Source organism: Streptosporangium becharense, assembly GCF_014204985.1.
GTDB lineage: Bacteria > Actinomycetota > Actinomycetes > Streptosporangiales > Streptosporangiaceae > Streptosporangium > Streptosporangium becharense.
The window spans coordinates 5,917,288-5,937,126 of the sequence record NZ_JACHMP010000001.1; the positions used below are offsets into that span (position 1 = coordinate 5,917,288).

Annotated in this window: 14 protein-coding genes; 6 read left to right on the forward strand and 8 right to left on the reverse strand. The window is 72.2% G+C overall.

The genetic code is table 11. The features are described 5' to 3' along the window. Positions 1-104: 104 nt before the first annotated feature. A complete protein-coding gene (locus tag F4562_RS26020) occupies positions 105-1,697 on the reverse strand; it encodes an MFS transporter (RefSeq protein WP_184544408.1) in 1,593 nt (530 codons plus the stop codon). A gap of 231 nt (positions 1,698-1,928) precedes the next feature. Between F4562_RS26020 and F4562_RS26025 the strand changes: the two genes are divergently transcribed. Both F4562_RS26025 and F4562_RS26030 read left to right on the forward strand, forming a co-directional pair. Beyond that, on the forward strand, positions 1,929-4,013 hold the full coding sequence (locus tag F4562_RS26025) for a tetratricopeptide repeat protein (protein WP_184544410.1): 2,085 nt from the start codon (positions 1,929-1,931) through the stop codon (positions 4,011-4,013). 361 nt (positions 4,014-4,374) lie between these two features. Further along, positions 4,375-6,735, forward strand: coding sequence for an AAA family ATPase (locus F4562_RS26030; protein ID WP_184544412.1), 2,361 nt, complete (start codon positions 4,375-4,377; stop codon positions 6,733-6,735). Positions 6,736-6,778: 43 nt separating this feature from the next. Here the strand turns inward: F4562_RS26030 and F4562_RS26035 are convergent, their stop codons facing one another. The 5 genes from F4562_RS26035 to F4562_RS26055 form a co-directional block, all read right to left on the reverse strand. Beyond that, positions 6,779-7,693: a 5-oxoprolinase subunit C family protein gene (locus F4562_RS26035; RefSeq protein WP_184544414.1), complete on the reverse strand. Its 915-nt coding sequence runs from the start codon at positions 7,691-7,693 to the stop codon at positions 6,779-6,781. After that, on the reverse strand, positions 7,690-8,328 hold the full coding sequence (locus F4562_RS26040; RefSeq protein ID WP_184544416.1) for a 5-oxoprolinase subunit B family protein: 639 nt from the start codon (positions 8,326-8,328) through the stop codon (positions 7,690-7,692). Before F4562_RS26040 ends, F4562_RS26035 begins: the two co-directional genes overlap by 4 nt. Beyond that, positions 8,325-9,080, reverse strand: a complete 756-nt coding sequence (locus tag F4562_RS26045) for a LamB/YcsF family protein (RefSeq protein ID WP_184544418.1) — start codon at positions 9,078-9,080, stop codon at positions 8,325-8,327. Before F4562_RS26045 ends, F4562_RS26040 begins: the two co-directional genes overlap by 4 nt. 7 nt (positions 9,081-9,087) lie before the next feature. Further along, positions 9,088-10,599, reverse strand: coding sequence for a hypothetical protein (locus F4562_RS26050; RefSeq protein ID WP_184544658.1), 1,512 nt, complete (start codon positions 10,597-10,599; stop codon positions 9,088-9,090). A gap of 212 nt (positions 10,600-10,811) precedes the next feature. Then, positions 10,812-11,057 carry a hypothetical protein gene (locus tag F4562_RS26055; protein WP_184544419.1) on the reverse strand — a complete coding sequence of 82 codons (246 nt, stop codon included), beginning with the start codon at positions 11,055-11,057 and terminating at the stop codon, positions 10,812-10,814. A gap of 583 nt (positions 11,058-11,640) precedes the next feature. On the opposite strand from F4562_RS26055, the gene F4562_RS26060 reads away from it, so the two are divergent. After that, on the forward strand, positions 11,641-13,692 hold the full coding sequence (locus F4562_RS26060; RefSeq protein WP_375782485.1) for a SpoIIE family protein phosphatase: 2,052 nt from the start codon (positions 11,641-11,643) through the stop codon (positions 13,690-13,692). Positions 13,693-13,934: 242 nt separating this feature from the next. After that, positions 13,935-15,590, forward strand: coding sequence for an RNA polymerase sigma factor (locus F4562_RS26065; protein ID WP_184544421.1), 1,656 nt, complete (start codon positions 13,935-13,937; stop codon positions 15,588-15,590). 151 nt (positions 15,591-15,741) lie between these two features. Here the strand turns inward: F4562_RS26065 and F4562_RS26070 are convergent, their stop codons facing one another. Continuing rightward, positions 15,742-16,482 carry a YaaA family protein gene (locus F4562_RS26070; protein WP_184544422.1) on the reverse strand — a complete coding sequence of 247 codons (741 nt, stop codon included), beginning with the start codon at positions 16,480-16,482 and terminating at the stop codon, positions 15,742-15,744. Between the two features lie 46 nt (positions 16,483-16,528). On the opposite strand from F4562_RS26070, the gene F4562_RS26075 reads away from it, so the two are divergent. After that, complete coding sequence (locus F4562_RS26075) at positions 16,529-17,242, forward strand: GNAT family N-acetyltransferase (protein WP_184544423.1); 714 nt, start codon at positions 16,529-16,531, stop codon at positions 17,240-17,242. 13 nt (positions 17,243-17,255) lie between these two features. Here F4562_RS26075 and F4562_RS26080 read toward each other — a convergent pair whose 3' ends face one another. Further along, entirely contained in the window at positions 17,256-17,486 is a 231-nt protein-coding gene (locus tag F4562_RS26080) for a DUF7455 domain-containing protein (RefSeq protein ID WP_184544424.1), read from the reverse strand. A gap of 240 nt (positions 17,487-17,726) precedes the next feature. Between F4562_RS26080 and F4562_RS26085 the strand changes: the two genes are divergently transcribed. Continuing rightward, positions 17,727-19,799, forward strand: a complete 2,073-nt coding sequence (locus F4562_RS26085; protein ID WP_184544425.1) for a DNA gyrase/topoisomerase IV subunit B — start codon at positions 17,727-17,729, stop codon at positions 19,797-19,799. The last annotated feature ends 40 nt before the right edge of the window (positions 19,800-19,839 follow it).

Below are 19,839 nucleotides of genomic sequence, written 5' to 3' on the forward strand. Positions count from 1 at the left end.
GATTCCCCGTTCCTGCCGGCGCTTGACCGTTAGATGACCGAACGGGGGCCGTCCAAACCCCATACGGCGGGCAGGGCCGCCTCACCGGACCGGCGGGCCGGGTGTCACCCCTCGCGGCGGGATGCCTCCACGACGGCCTCGAATGGTGAATCCTCTCCGTCGTGGCTGGGCTGGCGGGGCACCAGCAGGGCCACGGCCGCCGCGGTGGCGCCGAGCAGGAACACACTCACCATGATCGTTGAGTGCAGACCGCCGACGAACGCCACGCGGGCCGCGTCCAGCAGGGCCCGCCCGGCGGGTCCGCCGACCTCGTGGGCGACATGGGCGGCGGAGGCGAGCGACTGGCGGGCCTGGGTCATCTCCGCGGCGGGAACTCCCCGGACCGGGGCCAGCGCGGGGGCGTACACGGCCGTGGTGACCGTGCCGAGCACCGCGACTCCCAGTCCGGCACCCAGCTCGTAGGAGGTCTCCTCGATCGCGGCGGCACCGCCCGCCCGCGACTCCGGGACGGACGACATGATCGTGTCGGAGGCGGCCAGCAGGGTCACCTGGATGCCGAAGCCGATGCCGACGAAGCACAGGAGCAGCGCGACGGAGTGCCGTTCGGTGCCCCAGGCCAGGGTGGGCGCCAGCGACAGGGCGGTCAGCGCCAGACCGCCGGTCATGGTGGCCCGCAGTCCGAACCGGCGCAGCAGCCGCGATCCGGTCAGTCCGCCCGTGATCGCGGCGATCATCAGCGGCAGCATGCGCGCCGCCGCCTGGAGCGGGCTGTCACCGAGCACCAGCTGCAGATACTGGGCCAGCATCAGCTGTAGCCCGACCAGGGCGAAGACCGTCAGGAGCACGCCGCCGACGCCGGCGCAGAACGCCCTGCGCCGGAACAGGCCGAGGTCGAGCAGCGGGAAGGCCAGCCGGTGCTGCCTGCGGACGAAACACGCCAGCAACGCCGCCCCGCACAGCAGGGCCGCCACCCCGCCGGGATGCCCGGAGCCCGCCTCCTTCACGCCGAAGGCCACCCCCAGGATGCCGAGGACGGACAGCAGCGCGCCGGGGGCGTCCCACGGGTGGCCGGCGCGCACGCCCGACTCGGGCAGGATCCTGGCCGCGGCGGGCAGCAGAACCAGCAGGACGGGGACGTTGATCAGAAAGACGGCGCCCCACCAGACATGCTCGACGAGCAGCCCGCCGAAGACCGGCCCGACCGCCGCGCCGGCCGCCGCGACCGCACTCCACACTCCCAGCGCGAACGCGCGTTCCTGCCGGTCGGTGAAGACCTGCCGGATGATGGACAGGGTGGCCGGCATGATCATCGCCCCGCCGACGCCCAGGAAAGCACGCGCGACGATCAGCGCCGGGGGCGAGGAGGCGAACGCGGCCGCCGCCGAGGCGGCGCCGAAGACCAGGTAACCGGCGAGCACCAGGCGTTTTCGCCCGTAGCGGTCGCCGAGCGTGCCGAAGGTCAGCAGGAGCGGGGCGACCACCAGCGAGTAGACGTCGATGATCCACAGAAGCTGCACCGAGGACGGTTCGAGCGCCGCGGTCAGCGCGGGCACGGCGATGTGCAGCACGGTGGAGTCCACCGTGATCAGCAGCAGGCTGAAGCACAGAAGGACCAGGATCGACCACCGGCCGGCACCGTGCGCCCGCGGGTCGTCTCCGGCGTGCCCGACTCCGGCCGCGGCACCCACAGTGATCATGGCTGCTCAGAGATCTCGGCCTGGACGAACATGCGTCGCAGCTTAGGCGAAGTCCGGCACTGGATGGGTCGGCATCGGCCGATCCGTTCGCGCTGGTTTGCGAATCCGGCGACCGGTGTCCGCGACCTCTCTAGAGAGCTACAGCCCTGTACCGTCGCCTAGGCAAATCGGTCAGTTCGCACCCAGCATGGCGGTCGTGAGAAGTCAGCGCGCGGTCCGTGAGCCGCGGCGGTGAACGGGTCCGGCGGGCCGGATCCCGGACGGGTCCGGCACCGGGACGACCAGGACGACCAGGACGACCGGAAGGATCGGGACGACCAGGACGACCAGGATGGCCAGGATGGCCAGGACGACCGGGGCACCCGGAGCGATCGGGGCACCCGGGACGACCGGGACGATCTCCGGGAGTCCGGCCGCGTATCGAACGGGCTCCGGCGGCCCTCACATGCCGGGGAGGACGCGGACGACCCTCCCCGCGACCCGGTCTCCCCACGGGACTGGTGCGCGGTCGCCGCCGCCCGGCTCGGCCGTGACCAGCCGGAGGCCGCGCTGGAGGCCGCGCGTACGGCGATGGACCTCGACCCGCGGGCCGAGTCCGGGGCCGACTGGAGCTACCGTCTGGCCAGCCTCGCCTTCGAGCGGCTCGGCCGGGACGCCGAGGCCGTGGCCGCCGCCGAAGAAGCGGTGCGGCTGGCGCCCGGGTCCTGGGCCGCGCGGATGCGCCTGGGGGCGGCGCTGCGCCGGGTGCCGGGCCGCTGGCGCGAGTCGTGGGCCCAGGCGGTCAGGGCCGTCCGCTACGCACCGGAGGAGCCGGAGCCGCACGTCCTCCTCGGAGACCTGGAGTTGCTGCGCGGTGAGCACCGCCGCGCGGAGGCCGCCTACCGTGACGCGCTGCGCCGCATGCCGGACCATCCCGGCGCCCGGGTCAACCTCGGCCTGGCCGCGCTGCGCTGGAGGCGCCCGCGCGGCCACCACGACCCCGCATGGCCGGTCGATCCGCAGGAGACCGGCCGGACCAGGCGTGCCCTGGAGACGTGGTCCCGGCAGATCCGTCTCCTGCTGGCCGTGGCGCTGGTCGCGGTCTGCGCGACGGCTTCCGGCCCCGGGCCGGCCGCCGCGGTGAAGACCGGCGGCTGGCTGGTGCTCGCGGCCGTCCTGGTGATCACCCTGCGGCGGGCGCACCGGGTCAGGCTCTGGCCGTACGTGCCCGGCATGCTCGCCCGGGACCTGTGGCTCGCCGTCTCGGTGTCGATCACCCTGGTCTCGGTGGCCGCGTACGTCGCGGCGATCGCGACCCTTCCCGCAGGGCTTCCGCTGATCCTGCCGTCCCTCACCGGCCCGGCGCCCGACCGACGGGGCGGGCTCTGGGCCGCTCTCGCCGCTCTCGTGCTCCTCAACGGTCTCGCCGTGCTCGTGCTGCGGGTGGTGGCCGAGGCATGGCTCGGACGGCCGGTGCGGGCGTTGGCCCACTTCGCCGCCGCCCGCGGTGACCGTACGGCCCGGCGCGACGCCGGCGTCGCGCTCTGGCTGTTGGCGGGCCGGATCTGGTCCGTGCCCACGGTGGTCGCGTGCGTCGCGCCGGTCCTGGACGACCGGCGCTGGGCGCTGGCCGCGCTGGTCGCGCCGCTCGCCCTCGGCTGGACGCTCGTCCGCCTCCGCGGCCTGGACGGGGCGGCCTCCCTGACCGCCGGGGCACTGGCCGAGGACCGTGGGCTGGCCGCGGCGTTCGCCCTGTCCGTCGTGTCGGCGCTCCTGCTCGGCGCGTCGGCCGTCGTCTCCACGTCGGGGACGCTTCCGTCCGCCGGGGACGGTCCCTGGTGGGCCGGGGCCGTGTTGCTCGGCGGCCCGGTGGCGGTGTTCGCCGGCAGGTCGGCACGGGCCTGGTGGCGGGGGGTGCCGGGGCCGTGGCGCGCGTCCTTGGTGATGTGCGAGAGCCGCGGGAGCCACCTGCCGGGTGACGTGGGGCCGCCGGTGGAGCTCGGCGCGGAGGTGCGCGCGGCCTTCACCCGCGGGCGGGACGTGGTGCTCGCCTGCCTCGGCCCTGCCGGACCGCGCGCGCTGGCCGTCGGCGCCGTCAGTTCGGTCACCCCGAGTGGCGAACTGCGCCTGGCCGCCGCCCCCGAGGCGTGGGAGGCCGCCGAGCACGACCCGAGAGTGGCGGTGTTCGTCACCGGCCCGCTGGGCCGCCCCTTCCGGGCCGAGGTGCGGGGCGTCGCCGTCGGCGACACCGAGACCGGCCTGCTGCGGGTCACCCCCAAGCAGGTCGTGGTGGGTGACCGGCCCCACGTCCACCGGGGCCGCTCTCTCCGGCCCTGACGGGCGGCATCGAGGAAGCGACAGGGCGGGGCCCGGGGGTGCGGCTCCGGAGGGCAGGGCTTCGGGTGCGCCGGAGGGCGGGGCCGGAAGGCCGCCGGAGCAGGGCCTGCCGGGGGGCGAGCTTGCCGGTTGGTGACATTCCTCTGCCCGGCCGTCGCCCGGCCCCCGTCGCGGGGCAGGGTGGCGGTGCCGGGAGGCGCCCGGCGCGACACCGGACCGGAAATCGCCGCCCGGATGGTGATGTTCATCCGTCCTCATCCACATATCGGATCGTGGCCGCGGGGCGGCGTGGCGCGACGCTCAGGCACGCGCAATCGGCCTTCCGGTGCGGTATAACCGGGGGGCGGACCGGGGAGGCGTGATGCGGGAATCCGGCAGGGCCCGGCCGGCGGGGCGCGCGGCGGCACGGGATCTGTTCGAGCAGGTGCGGCTGGGATACTTCCGGCTCGCTCCGCCCCTGCGCAGACTGATCTACGCCGGGGTGCTGGTCGCGGCGGTCGGGCTGGCGTTCGGGATGGGCTGGTCGCCGCTCGCCGCGTTCTTCGTCACCCTGACGCTGCTCTCCTTCGCGGTGCTGACCCTGCGCTTCCCGCGGGCCGCCGCCACCGTGCTGGTGGTGTTCGCCTGGCTCGCGATGCTCACGCTCATGCGGGACGGATACGGCTGGAGCTCGCCGGTCATCACCGCCCTGATGTTCCTGGGCCCCCTGGTGGGCGGGGCCGCCCACCTCATCCGCTGGGTCCCCCCCTGGCTGACCACCGTCATGGCGCTGGCCCCGGCGGGCCTGGTGGCCGCCGTGCTCGGCACGCTCCTCGGCGTCCTGGGGCCCGCCGTCGCCATCTGGACCGCGTACGCCGCGGCCGCCGCCGTGCTCGTCCACCGGTTCCTCCAGGCGCGGCGGGTGCGGGCGGCGGTGGTCGCGGGGGAGCAGCGGCAGGCCGGGCACAGGGTCCGCGAGGGCGGCCACGCCGTTCCGGCCGCGGGGCCCGGCGAACACGCCGGGCCGCCGCCGATCACGGTGGAGGAGGCGCTCGGCGAGCTGGAGGCGATGATCGGCCTGGAGCCGGTGAAGGAGCAGGTCCGCTCGATCGCCGCCTCGATCGAGGCGGCGAGGCTGCGCAGGGAGGCGGGGTACGCCACCGAGCCGCCCATGCGCCATTTCGTCTTCGTCGGCCCGCCCGGCACCGGCAAGACCAGCGTCGCCAGAACCGTCGCGAAGATCTTCTACGCGTTCGGCCTGCTGGAGACCCCCTACGTGGTGGAGGCCCAGCGGGCCGATCTGGTGGGCGAGTTCCTCGGAGCCACCGCGATCAAGACGAACGAGCTGGTCGACCGGGCGCTCGGCGGGGTGCTGTTCGTCGACGAGGCGTACAGCCTGATCAACTCCGGCGACGGACAGCCCGACCGGTTCGGCGCCGAGGCCGTGCAGACCCTGCTCAAACGCGCCGAGGACGACCGTGATCGGCTGATCGTCATATTGGCCGGGTACGAGAAGGAGATGTCCTCCTTCCTGTCCTCCAACCCCGGCCTGTCCAGCCGGTTCTCCACCCGGGTGAACTTCCCCGGTTACGCCCCGCAGGAGCTGCTGGAGATCACCGAGCTGCTGCAGCTGCGGCGCGGCGACCGGATGACCGGTGACGCCAGGTCGGCGCTGCTGGCCAGGTACGACGACATCCACCGGCGCGCGCTGGTCGACGAGCTGGGGAACGCCCGGTTCGTCCGCAGCCTGGTGGAGGCCGCGGCCCAGGCCAGAGACGTCCGGGTGGTCGGGGCGGGCGGTTCGCCCACCACCGACGACCTGGTGACGACGGTCGAGCATGACGTCGTCAAGGCGTTCGACGAGCTCACCGCCCGCTACCGCGGCTACCAGGAGGCGCCGTCCCTGGAGGAGGCACTCGCCGACCTGGACCGGATGGCCGGTCTGGAACCCGTGAAACGCCAGGTGCACGCGATCGCCGCCCAGCTGCGCGTGGCGAAGATGCGCCAGGAACGCGGCCTGCCCACTCCGCCGCAGATGCGGCACTTCGTCTTCGCCGGGCCGCCCGGTACCGGCAAGACCACCGTGGCCCGCATCGTGGGCCGCATCTTCGCCGCGCTGGGCCTGCTCTCCCAGCCGCACGTGGTGGAGGCCCAGCGGGCCGACCTGGTCGGCCAGCACCTCGGGGCCACCGCGATCAAGACGAACGAGCTGGTCGACCGGGCGCTCGGCGGGGTGCTGTTCGTCGATGAGGCGTACAGCCTGATCAACCCGGGTTACACGGGCGGTGACGCCTTCGGCGCCGAGGCCGTGCAGACCCTGCTCAAGCGCGCCGAGGACGACCGCGACCGGCTCGTGATCATCCTGGCCGGGTACGAGAAGGAGATGTCCTCCTTCCTGTCCTCCAACCCCGGCCTGTCCAGCCGGTTCAACCAGCGGGTGCTGTTCCCCTCCTACACCCCGCAGGAGCTCGCCGACATCGCCGTGCTGCTCGCCGAGGGCTCGGGCGACCGGTTCGACGACGCCGCCCGGCGCGATCTGATCGAGGTCTTCACCTGGGTCTGCCGGGAAGGCCTGATCGACGGGCTCGGCAACGGCCGTTTCGCACGCTCGCTGTTCGAGCGCGCCGCGATGCGAAGGGACGTCCGCCTGGCCGCCCTGAGCGGCGCCGCCACGGCCGACGATCTGACCACCATCACCAGCGCCGACCTGCGCGCCGCGGTCGACGAGCTCGCCGGTGCGTGAGGCCGCCCGTGGGCTGTGGCGTCCCCCGGGTCGCGAGGAGGCGTCAGAGGCGGAAGCGGACCCGGTCTCCAGGGCGGAGCTGGGCGGCTCCGGCCAGGGAGGCTGAGGTCAGAACGGCGATGACCGGGTAGCCCCCGGTCGGTGGATGGTCGGCGAGGAAGACGATCGGCTGACCGCCGGGCGGCACCTGGACGGCCCCGGCCACCATGCCCTCGCTGGGAAGCTCCCCCGGCCGGGCCCGCTCCAGGGCGGCGCCACTCAGCCGTACGCCTACCCGGTTGCTGTCCTGGCCGACCTCGTACGGCCCGCCGCACAGCACCGCGAGGGCACCCGGGGCGAACCAGTCGTCCCGGGGCCCCGGCAGGACACGCAGGACAGACGGGACGTCCGGGACGGGTGCCGGCTGCGGGGCGGCGTCCACCGTGATCGGCGGCAGCGCCCCGGTGGGGCCCACCGGGAGCCTGGAGCCGGCGCGGAGCGGAGCGGGACCCAGCCCGGAGAGCGAGTCGGTCGACCGGCTGCCCATGGTGGCGGGCACGTCGACGCCACCCCGGACCGCCAGGTAGGTGCGCAGCCCGGACGAGGGAGTCCCCATCCGCAGCTCGCCGCCCGCGGGCACCCAGAACGGCGCGTACATTCCCGGCGCACCCACGCCGGCACCCGTACCCGCACCCGTACCCGGGTCTGCCCCCGCGTCCGTTCCGCCGGTCCGGGCGAGCGTCACCCGGCAGGCGGCTCCGGTGACGGCCACCCAGGCGCCGGCGGTGAAGCGCAGCCTGGCCCCGCCGAAGGTCAGTTCCACCCCGGCGACGCCCTCCGGGTTGCCCACCAGCCGGTTGGCCAGCCGCAGACTGGGCGTGTCCGCCGCACCGGAACGTGGCACCCCGAGGTGGGCGTATCCGGGTCGGCCGAGGTCCTGGACGGTGGCGTAAGGCCCCGGCGCGATCACCTCGATCATGGCCCGGTGACCGCCCGGAAACGCACCCGGGTGCCCGGAGTGAGCAGGGCCGGCGGGTCGGCGCTCGTGTCCCAGACCGTCATGGGGGAGCGGCCGAGCAGCCGCCACCCGCCGGGGGAGGGCGTGGGGTAGACCGCGGAGTAGGGGCCGGCGACCGCGACGGCGCCGGCGGGCACCGAGGTGCGGGGGGTGTCCAGCCGCGGCACGTGCAGCGCCGGGTCCAGTCCGGTGAGGTAGGCGAACCCGGGCGAGAAGCCCAGCCAGCCCACCACCAGTTCTCGCCCTGTGTGCCGCGCCACCACCTCGCCGGTGGACAGGCCGCACAGAGCGGCGACGTCCCCGAGGTCCGCACCGTCGTAGATCACCGGGACGGTCACGGTCCGGGCCGCCGCCCCGCCGCCCGCGTCACCGTGACGCGCCTCGTCCAGCAGCCGGGACAGCAGCGCGCGCAGCGGCGGCAGGTCGGCGCCAGGCATGGTGACGAGCATGGTGACGAGCACGGTCGCCGGGCCGGGCACGATCTCCACCACACCGGCGGGGCGGTCCGCCCGCAACAGGGCGTCCAACCGGTGCGAGACCTCCAGCGAACCGGTCTCCACCAGCAGTCCGTGCTCTCCCGCCCGCCGCAGGGTCAAGCGAACGCCTTCAGGGTCACCCCGGCGGCGATCAGGCCCTCGCGCACGGCCCGTGCCAGCGCCACGGCGTCCGGTGTGTCGCCGTGCACGCAGATCGAGCGCGCGTCCACGGTGACCCGGGTGCCGTCGACCGCGTCGACCAGCCGCTCGGTCGCCATGCGCACGGCCCGGGCGGCCACCGTGCCGGGGTCGTGCAGCACCGCGTCGGGGAAACGCCGGGAGAGCAGGGTGCCCGCGCCGGTGTAGGCGCGGTCGGCGAAGGCCTCGACGACGGTGGTGACCCCCTCGCGGGCGGCGATCTCGTGGACGACCGAGCCGGACAGGGTAAGCACCGGCAGTGCGCGATCGTAGTCGGCGACCGCGGCCACGACCGCCTCGGCCTGCTCGGGGTCGCGGCAGATCCGGTTGTACAACGCGCCGTGCGGCTTGACGTAGGAGACCGCGCCGCCCATCGCCCTGGCGATGCCGTCGACCGCCCCCAGCTGGTACAGCACCTCGGCGCAGAGCTCCTCCGGCTCGACGTCCATCTCGCGGCGGCCGAACCCGACCAGGTCGCGGTAGGACACCTGGGCGCCGATCGTCACGCCCCGGTCGACCGCCGCCGCGCACGTGCGGCGGATGGTCAGCGGGTCGCCCGCGTGGAACCCGCAGGCGATGTTGGCGCTGGTGACCACGTCGAGCAGGGCCTCGTCGTCACCCAGCCGCCAGACGCCGAAACCCTCGCCCAGGTCGGCGTTGAGATCGATCACCATGGCTCACCTACACCGGAGGCTCGTCGGGAATGTCCGCGATGTCGTCGAGGGCGATGGCGAGTTCCTCCGGGTCGTCGCCGATCCGCTCGATGATCTCGATCAGCACGTGCAGCACGTCGTGCCGGTCGTGGCCGAGGTCCAGCAGCCGTTGTGCGGCCTCCCACAGCTGCGGCGGGTCGCCGTCCCAGAGCCGCCCGGCGATCTCCCCGTGCCAGGCCAGGTGCTCGTCGTAGTCGGGCCGCCTGAGCTCGTGGCCGTGGTCGATGCCCAGCAGGATCCGCCGGTCGGCGTCGTCGGCCGGGTCGAGCAGGTCGAGGTTGATCTCGCCGTGCGTGCCCTCCAGGAAGGGGAACGCGAACACCCGCCTGGCCAGCGCCGACAGGTCGCCGTCCGGCAGCAGCCGGTCGAGCAGGACGCGGTCGATCCCGAAGGACGTCGGGTCGCGGTACGCCTCGGCGAACTTGCCCGTCGCCTCCCAGATCGCGTCGAGCGTGGCGCGCAGCCCCTCCTCCGGCAACCCGGTCCGGCCCGCGGCGAAGCGCGCCCAGGCACCCAGCACGTGCGGCACGGCCTCCTGCTCGGCGGTGGTGAGCATCACCTTGCGCGGCAGCCAGTCGAGGAGGAACGTCTCGCACTTGGTCGGACTTACCCGCAGCGGGCGGCCGAAATCCTGGTCACACCCGTAGTCGATGATGTGGTCGGCGCAGCGGGAGGCGGCCGACGGGTCCGACAGGTGCTCGGCCGCGTCCGAGGCGAGGAACTCGGCGGCCAGCATCGCCCGGCGGTCGCGGCTGTAGGGGGCCTCGCTGTGCAACGGGGCGGGGCGTTTGCGGCCGGGGGGCAACGCCTTGATCCGGGCCCTGGCGAAGGCGTGGTAGGCGCTGTAACTGTCGCTGACCGGGGCCGCGGTCCGGCGGTGGCCGTACTCCACGGTGGCCTTCATCGCCGACTCCAGCAACGCCCTGGCCTGCTGCGGCTCGATCTCGCCGAACATGAGCATCCGGTTGCCCTCGGCCTCGGCCCTGACCTGCTCCAGCAGCTTGTCGACGTGCGAGGAGACCCAGGCGTCGCGGGCGATGCCCCGCATGTTGTAGTCGACGATCACGACCAGGGCGTGACGGTCCTCGCCGCCGCCGGAACCCCGGTAGGCGAAGGTGCACACCACGGTGTCCTGGTCGCCGTAGGCGTCACGGGAGACGTAGCAGCCGGTCGGCTTGACCGCGCCCAGGCGCTCCGCCCACAGGGGCCTGGCCACGCCGCGCTCCATCAGGGCCAGCGCCGCCCCCTCCGCCTTGGCGGCCTGGCGGGCGGTGCCCAGGTAGGCCAGCGCGATCAGCAGGGTGAGCGCCGCGGGGGAGCCCGCCTTGGCCGCGTAGTCGACCAGGCCTTCGCCGAGGACCTGCTCGGCGTCCCCGCGCCGCAGGCGGCGCCCCCACCAGGCCCCGACCATGTCGGAGACCATGAGCTCGGCGTCGAGGGGGCTGCGCACGGCCAGCAGCTCGCGGGCGGCGACCAGCATCTCGGAGAAGACCGCGTCGGGAGACTGGCTCTCCCGGGGGTCTCGACGATATCGCCGGGTCACGCGGTCTCAGCCTCCCCGGGCCGATGCGTGAGCCCGCCGCGGCCGGTTCCGGCGCGCTGATTGGCCCGCTCGCTTCGCTCGCTCACGCCCCAACCTTCTCGCATTCCCGGGCCAAACGGTGCGCGGAAGACGGCCGGGTGTTCCCGATGTTACCGGGGACCCCGGGGCGGCGGCGCGGAGTTCACCAGGGCGAGCAGGTGCTCGCGGGCGACACGCTCGACGACCTCGGGCGTCGCCTCGATGCCGAGGTGCTCGGCACAGGCCCACACCTCCGTGACGCATCTGTCCACGGTGTCGACCGAGACGGTCAGGAACTCATCGGCCAGGCGAGCGCTCACGGGCTCGTGGAACGACGTCGGCGTGCCGGTGAGCCGGCTGGTGGCGAGAGTCGGCATGGATGTCGCATTCCTCCGGTCTATCCGGGGGGCATTCCCCGGGTGGTCGGCGGGGATGTGCGTTTTCATTTCACAACTTATCTCGTGAGTGTCAACCCTCGAGCTTGTGATATGGAAAGCTGATCCCGTGTCTTGACTGAAATCTTCAACTCGGGGGTCGGCGGGTGTGGTCGAGGGGGAGACCCGGCGGGTGGCGGAGTCGCACCCCGATCCCGTCCGCGGCCCCGGTGAGGGCGAGGTGCGCGGTTGCCCGGACGGTCCGGCCCGATCCTGCTAGGGTCCTGGCCGCGAACGTTCGAAGGCGCCACGCCGGTCGGCGCTCGCGCGGGCCGGTTCGGGCGGACGCCGTGCGGATTACGGCCGCAGGACCGGGGATGTTCGTGGGACGGGCGGACCGCATCCTGGGCGGGGCTTCCGTCCGTGCCCGCCCATCGCCGATGATGTACTGCAGGATCCGGTCCCCCGGAGCCGCGTTACGCCAATTCGCAAGTTTGGAGATGTGCCTCGTGGGAGACCCTGGCACGCGACGGAGGTGCCGACAGTGAGCGCCGAAACCTCCGTGCCCCGTCCCCGGGAGTCGGGTGTGGACATCTCAGACTCCGGCCTGTTGCAGGGCCTGCTGTCGCAGTCGCCGTTCGCCTTCGCGTTCTTCGACCCCGCCGGTCGTTTCCAGCGGGTCGACGACGTCTTCGCCGGCCTGGTCGGCCTGCCCGCCGAGCAGCTGACGGGCCGGGCGCCCGGCGAGGTGCTCTCCGCCGATCTCACCGCGCTCATCGAGAGCTGCGTCCGCGGCCTCGCCGAGGAGACCGAGATCGAGGGCGACCAGCGGATCCGCGTGCGCACCGAGGACGGCCGGACCCGCCACTGGTCGCTGACGTTCTCCCCGGTCCGCGACGACGACAACACCCTGCGCGCGATCTGCCTGATCGGGGTCGACGTCACCGAGAGCAAGCAGATCGAGGAGGACCTGCGGCGCAGCGAGGAGCGTTACCGCTCGCTGGTCGAGGCGCAGTCCCAGCTCGTGTGGATCACCGCACCCAACGGCGCCGTCGTCGAGGACGCGCCGCAGTGGCGGGCCATCACCGGCCAGGGGCTGGAGGAGTATCTCGCCCACGGCTGGCTGGAGGCCGTCCACCCGGACGACCGCCCGCACACCGAGGAGGCCTGGCGCGAGGCCCTGCGCGGCCGGACGATGTTCGAGTGGAACTACCGGGTCCGCACCCGGGCCAGCGGTTATCGCCATTTCGAGGTGCGCGCCGTGCCGATCATCCGGCACGGGCGGGTGGTGGAGTGGGTGGGCGCCAACACCGACGTCACCCCGCAGCGCGAGGCCGAGGAGATGCGCGGCCGCCTGACCGACCAGCTCGGCGCGGCTGCCCTGCGCACCGCCCGCCTGCAGGGCGCCACCGCGATGCTCGCCGAGGCGCTCACGGTCGAGCAGGTCGTCCAGGTGATCATTGACGTGGGCCGCACGGCGCTGGCCGCGGACCGGTCGGCCGTGGCGCTGCTCGACGTCGACCGGGCCGCGCTCAAACTCGTCAACAACGGCGGGATCCCCGACGTCCCCGGCGCACCCGGGGAGGAGATCCCGCTGTCGCACTCCAGCGTGATGACCATGGCCGTCAACAGCCGGCGCCCGGTCTTCGCCGAATCGCCGGAGAGCCTGCGCTCCCAGCTGGTCGACGCCGGAGGCGACGAAGGGAGCATCGCCGGTTTCCTCGCCCACAGCGACGAGCGGGCCTGGGTGGGCCTGCCGCTGCTGGCCGCCGGGCGCGCGCTCGGCGCGCTGCGCTTCTCCTTCACCCGGCCGCAGAAGATCTCCCAAGAAGACGGGGTGTTCCTGGAGGCGCTCGCCGGGCAGTGCGCTCTCGCCGTGGAGCGGGCCACGCTGTTCGAGCGTGAGCACCGCACCGCCGAGACGCTCCAGCGCAGCCTGCTCCCCGACCGCCTGCCGGTGGTCCGCGGCCTGGTGCTCGCCCAGCGGTTCCGCTCCGGCAGCCGTCACGTGCAGGTCGGCGGCGACTGGTACGACGCCTTCGTGCTCCAGGACGGCCGGGTCGCAGCGGTGGTCGGCGACGTCATGGGCAAGGGTGTCAAGGCCGCGGCCGGGATGGGCCGCATCCGCAACGCCATGCGGGCCCTGGCGCTGACGAACCCGCCTCCCGCGGCGGTCCTCAGCGGTCTCGACCGGGTCTTCGAGGCCACCGAGGAGGAGGAGCAGGTCACGACTCTGGCCTACATGGTGGTCGAGCCCGGCACCGGTGAGGGCACGCTGGCGCTCGCGGGCCACCCGCCGCCGCTGCTGGTCTCGCCGCAGGGCGTTCCGCTGCTGGTGGAGGGCGAGCCGGGCACCCCGCTCGGCTGGCCGACCAGCCGCAGGCAGTTCAGGTTCTGCGTCCCGCCGGGCCACACAGCCGTGCTGTACTCGGACGGTCTGGTGGAGAACCGGAAGCGCGGGCTGGACGCCGGACTCGCGGATCTTTGCTCTGTTGTGACCGAAGCGCCACCTGAGGTGGTGGCAAGTCCGCATATGTTGCTAGATTTTCTGGTAGACCGCATGCTGTCTGGATATGAGCAGGACGACGACGTCACAGTGCTCGCGATTCACGTGCCCGCCACCACGAAGAGTGACTGAATGAAACAGTCATAACGGTTGCTTTCGGGTATCGGTGCCTCGCTTCCGTACGCACTACTCTCTTGGTCGGCCTAGGGTGGAGGGCAACCGCCAGGAGGCGGCCGTATGGATCACGGTGTCATGTCACAATGCTGGGCAGGTACGTCGCGGTCCGCGCGGCCTCGCTAATCACAACTAGAGGTAACCGCCCCTAGTTGGGCATCTGGGTCCATTCTCGTCACGCTTTCCTTCGAGAGGTGTTCGTGTCGCCTGCAAGTTCGACTCGCTCGAAGCCATCCGAGCTGAACGAGCCCGTCATTCAGCAGCTGATGGAGCGGGGACGCTCGCAGGGGTTCCTCGAGTCCGAGGATGTCCGCAAGGCCGTCGAGGAAGCGGACATTCCGATGGCGCAGGTCGCTGGGATCCTGCGTAGCCTCAGCAAAGAGGGCATCACCGTACGGCTGACCGCTGAGGACTCCGCGGCCCCGAAGAAGTCCCGCACTTCTGCCAAGCGCCGCACCACCCCCGCCGCTCCCGCCACCGTCAGGAAGACCAAGACCGCCGCCGCGGCCAAGGAACAGCCGGAGACCGTCACCGCGGTCGTCGGCGGGTCCGAGCCGCAGCCCGCCGCGAAGAAGCCGGCACCCGCCGCGGGCAAGCCGGCCGCTCCGGCGAAGAAGGCCGCACCGGCCGCCAAGAAGCCGGTCCCCGCCCCGCCGAAGAAGGCCGGGCCGGAGGCCGCCGCACCCGTTCCCGCCGCCGAGCCCAAGCCGAAGTCGGCCGTCGCCGCCGAGGACGACGAGGACATCGACCTTGAGGACGTCGAGATCGAGGACTTCGATCTGGAATCCGTCGAGGTCGACGTCGAGGTCGAGGTGGAGCCCGACGCCGAGATCGAGGTCGAGGAGGAGCCCAAGGCCGAGGCCGTCGAGGTCAACGAGGACGAGGTCCTGATCCTTTCCGACGACGACGACGACGCTCCGGTGCCGCAGGTCGCCGCCGCGGGCGCCACCGCCGACCCGGTCAAGGACTACCTCAAGCAGATCGGAAAGGTCCCCCTGCTCAACGCCGAGCAGGAGGTCGAGCTGGCCAAGCGCATCGAGGCCGGTCTGTTCGCCGAGGAACAGCTCGGTGCCGACGGTGAGAGACTCCCGGTCGACGTCCGCGCCGAGCTGGAGTGGATCGCCGAAGACGGGCGCCGGGCCAAGAACCACCTGCTGGAGGCCAACCTCCGCCTCGTGGTCTCGCTGGCCAAGCGTTACACCGGCCGCGGCATGCTCTTCCTGGACCTCATCCAGGAGGGCAACCTCGGTCTGATCCGCGCGGTGGAGAAGTTCGACTACACCAAGGGCTACAAGTTCTCCACCTACGCCACGTGGTGGATCCGGCAGGCGATCACCCGCGCCATGGCCGACCAGGCGCGGACCATCCGCATCCCGGTCCACATGGTCGAAGTGATCAACAAGCTGGCCCGTGTCCAGCGCCAGATGCTCCAGGACCTGGGCCGCGAGCCCACCCCGGAGGAGCTGGCCCGCGAGCTCGACATGACCCCCGAGAAGGTCGTCGAGGTCCAGAAGTACGGCCGCGAGCCGATCTCCCTGCACACCCCCCTGGGTGAGGAGGGCGACAGCGAGTTCGGTGACCTCATCGAAGACTCCGAGGCGATCGTTCCCGCCGACGCGGTCAGCTTCACGCTCCTGCAGGAGCAGCTCCACTCGGTGCTGGACACTCTGTCCGAGCGTGAGGCGGGTGTGGTCTCCATGCGTTTCGGCCTGACCGACGGCCAGCCGAAGACTCTGGACGAGATCGGCAAGGTCTACGGGGTGACGCGTGAGCGCATCCGGCAGATCGAGTCCAAGACCATGTCCAAGCTCCGTCACCCCTCCCGCTCGCAGGTCCTGCGCGACTACCTCGACTGATTCCCCGCCGGAGGGCCCCACCCATCGGGCGAGGGTCCTCCGGCGGCGTTGACACGGTCGCGGCAGTTCGGGCCCGGCGGGTGGCCGGGTCGAGCGGTCCAGGTCCGCTCCGGCGGCCGGACACCACCGAATCCGGAACATGTGACAAAAATCACGCCTCGATATTCAGGGTCCACGGTTTCCCGTCGCGAGGACGATCACCCAGAGTGACGATATGGCCGTGGTCGGCCAGGACCTTGAGGAGTTCCTCGGGGCTCCGCGGGTTCGCGCCGCTCTCCAGCAGGCGACGGGCGACCGTGCCACGGGTGGCTTTGGCCATGTGGCTGACCACCTTGCCGTCTTTGAGCACGCGCACGGCCACGGCTCGGACGCCGGGCCGCCAGGCCGCGCCGTAGGTGCCCGAGCGCAGGTCGACCACCAGGCCCGGTTCGGCGTCCAGCACCGATGTGACGGACCTTCGCCAGAAGACGCCCAGCCCGCCCAGCGGCGGCAACCGCACCGCCATCGACAGCCGGTACGGCGGCACGCGGTCGGTGATGCGGAGCAGGCCCCACAGCCCCGAGAAGATCACCAGGCTCTCCGCCGCCCGTGCGGCGGCCTCAGCCGGCAGCGAGGACAGGCCGAGGTTGTGGTAGAGCACGCCCGTGTAGAGCTCGCCGGCCGGCAGGGTGGGTGCCGCCCGCAGGACGCGGTTCCTGTCGATCTCGCCGAGCTGCCCCGGCGACAGTCCGAGCACCGCCTGCGCGCCGGGGCCTTCACAGAGCGCGCCGAGTGCGGTGAGGACGGCCTCCCGGGACGGATTCAGGGACGGGAAGCTCAGGCGGGTCAGATCGAGAGCAGGGCCGTCACCCCGCGCGGCCTTTCCCTCGGATGGGGGCAGCAGAATCAGCACAGTCGCCGAGCGTAGTGCGGCGACCGGAGATTAAGGATTCTTGAACATGGCGAACGAGGTCTTCGACCGGCTCGTCGACCGGGCGTGGCCGGCGATCGAGCGGGTGGACGCCGGGGGCTGGTCCCTGCGCGCCGCAGCCGGGGTGACCAAGCGGGCCAACTCCGTGCTTCCGCTGGGCGAGCGTGCGGACCTGGCGGCGGCCATCGGTGAGGCCGAGGAGTTCTACGCCGACCGGGGTCTGCCATGCGTCTTCTCCGTCGGCGGCGGCGCCCCGTCCGGCCTGGACGCGGCGCTGGAGGCGCGGGGCTACCGCGTGGTCGACCCCACGCTGGTGATGACGGCCCCGCTGGACCACGGTACGGCGGCGGAGGACGAGGGTGTCGAGCTCGCTGAGGCCCCCTCCCAGGCATGGCTCGACGCCTGGTGGAGCGTGGACGGCAGGTTCGGCGACGACGGCCTGGCGACCGCGGCGCGGATCCTCACCGGCGTGCCCGCCACGTACGCCTCGCTCGACGGGCAGGCCGTCGGGCGGGGTGTGGTGCAGGGTGAGTGGTTCGGTGTCTACTGCATGGCCGTCGTTCCGCACGCGCGGCGCTCCGGCCTCGGTGGGAGGGTTCTGCGTGCCCTGCTCTCACATGCGCGCAGGCAGGGCACGCGACGGGCATATATGGTCGTGGTGGAGTCGAACGCTGTGGCCAGGTCGCTCTACGAGCGACAGGGTTTCGCCGTCGCGGGCCGCTATCACTACCGGGTCCGGTGACCCCACCGTCGGGTTACCTTTCGTCGTTGCGGGCGCTCGCAGGGGTGTCGCTGAGACGTGCCGACTCGTCCTGGATGTGGGCACCCTTGTCTCTCAGCACGGCCACGTGCTGCCGCCCGTGGTGGGCGCAGAACAGCAGCTCCCCACCGACGGGCAGGGTCGCGCGGATGTAGGCCTGGGCGCCGCACCGGTCACAGCGGTCCGCGGGCGTCAGCTGCTTGGCGGGGGCGAGGGTTCCAGTCACGTATCGCCTTTCAGGTCATCCCCTGAGGTAGAGGATCTGGCGTCAGTCACTTGAGAGAACATCTAACCCGATTCGAACGTTCCCAACCGACCCCCTGCTACGCCCAGAGCGGAAAGTGGCCGAAAGTAACGATCAAGCTGTCAGAGGTAACGCTGATGTCCACCGATGGCAAGCTGGTACCCGCCGCAGCGGGAAGGACGGTAAGCTGCGCACACGTGTTCGATAGGAGTGGGAGTGGGAGTGACCGCAGTTAGGGCGGAGACTGGTTATACGGCCCGCCACCTGTCGGTGCTGGAGGGCCTCGAAGCCGTTCGCAAGCGCCCCGGCATGTACATCGGGTCAACCGACAGTCGCGGTCTCATGCACTGCCTCTGGGAGATCGTCGACAACGGGGTCGACGAGGCCCTGGCGGGTTACTGCAACCGCATCGAGGTCGAGCTCCACGCCGACGGCTCCATCGAGGTCCGCGACAACGGCCGTGGCATCCCCGTCGACATCGAGCCCAAGAGCGGCCTGCCGGGTGTCGAGCTCGTCTACACGAAGCTCCACGCGGGCGGCAAGTTCGGTGGCGGCTCCTACAGCGCCTCCGGCGGCCTGCACGGCGTCGGCGCCTCGGTGGTCAACGCCCTCTCCGCGCGGCTGGACGTCGAGGTCGACCGTGACGGCAAGGTCCACGAGATCAGCTTCCGCCGCGGGGTCCCCGGCGTCTTCGACGGCGAGGGCCCCAAGGCCAAGTTCAAGAAGAAGTCGGGCCTGCGCGACGGCGGCGCCGTCGCCCCCGGGGTGACCGGCACCCGTGTCCGCTTCTGGATCGATCACCAGATCTTCCTGCCCGACGCGGAGGTCTCCCTCGACGAGATCCACGTGCGCCTGCGCCAGACCGCGTTCCTGGTCCCCGGCCTGACCCTGGCCGTGCGTGACAGCCGCGGCGAGGAGGTCACCGAGGAGGAGTTCCGCTTCGACGGCGGCATCTCGGAGTTCACCGAGTTCCTCGCCCGCGACGAGCCCGTCTGCGAGGTGCTGCGCCTGCAGGGCGTGGGTCACTTCCACGAGACCGTGCCGGTCCTCGACGACCAGGGGCACATGATCCCCACCGAGGTCCAGCGCGAGCTCACCGTCGACGTGGCGCTGCGATGGGGCAAGGGTTACGACTCCACCGTCCGCTCCTTCGTCAACGTCATCGCCACCCCCAAGGGCGGCACCCACGTCAACGGCTTCGAGCGTGCCCTGGTCCGCACGCTCAACGAGCAGCTCCGTGAGACCCGCCTGCTCAAAAACGGCGACGCCCCGGTCACCCGCGAGGACATCGTGGAGGGGCTCACCGCGGTCGTCACGGTCCGGGTGCCCGAGCCGCAGTTCGAGGGGCAGACCAAGGAGGTGCTGGGCACCTCCGCGGCGTCCAGGATCGTCGCCCACGTCGTCTCGCGTGAGCTGAAGGAGATCTTCACCAACGCGTCACGTGCGGCCAAGCAGCAGCTTCGCGCGGTGCTGGAGAAGATCGCCGCTGCGGCCAAGGCCCGCATCGCCGCCCGTGAGCACCGTGACAACCAGCGCCGCAAGACCGCGTTGGAGAACTCGGCGCTCCCCGCCAAGCTGGTCGACTGCCGCAGCGACGAGGTCGACCGCAGCGAGCTGTTCATCGTCGAGGGCGACTCCGCGCTGGGCACGGCCCGCGCGGCCCGCGACTCGGAGTTCCAGGCGCTGCTGCCGATCCGCGGCAAGATCCTGAACGTGCAGAAGGCGTCCGTCGCCGACATGCTGAAGAACGCCGAGTGCGCCGCGATCATCCAGGTCATCGGGGCGGGCTCCGGCCGCTCCTTCGACATCGGGGCCGCCCGTTACGGCAAGGTCATCCTGATGGCCGACGCCGACGTCGACGGCGCGCACATCCGCTGCCTCCTGCTGACCCTGTTCCACCGCTACATGCGCCCGATGATCGAGGCGGGCCGGGTCTTCGCGGCGGTCCCGCCGCTGCACCGGATCGAGATCACCAATCCCGGCCGTGGCCAGAGCAAGTACGTCTACTGCTACTCCGACGCCGAGCTGCACAAGGTCCTGGCGGACCTGCAGCGTCGCGGCAAGCGCTGGAAGGACCCGGTCCAGCGGTACAAGGGTCTCGGCGAGATGGACGCCGACCAGCTGGCCGAGACGACCATGGAGCCCCGTCACCGTACCCTGCGCCGGGTCCGGATCGAGGACGCCGAGGCGGCCGAGCAGATCTTCGCCCTCCTGATGGGCAGCGACGTGGCCCCGCGGCGGGAGTTCATCGTGGGCAACGCGGCCGAGGTCGACCGCGACCACATCGACGCCTGACGGCGCCCGGCCGCCCGCCGGGCGCCGGAGGCGCCGGAGC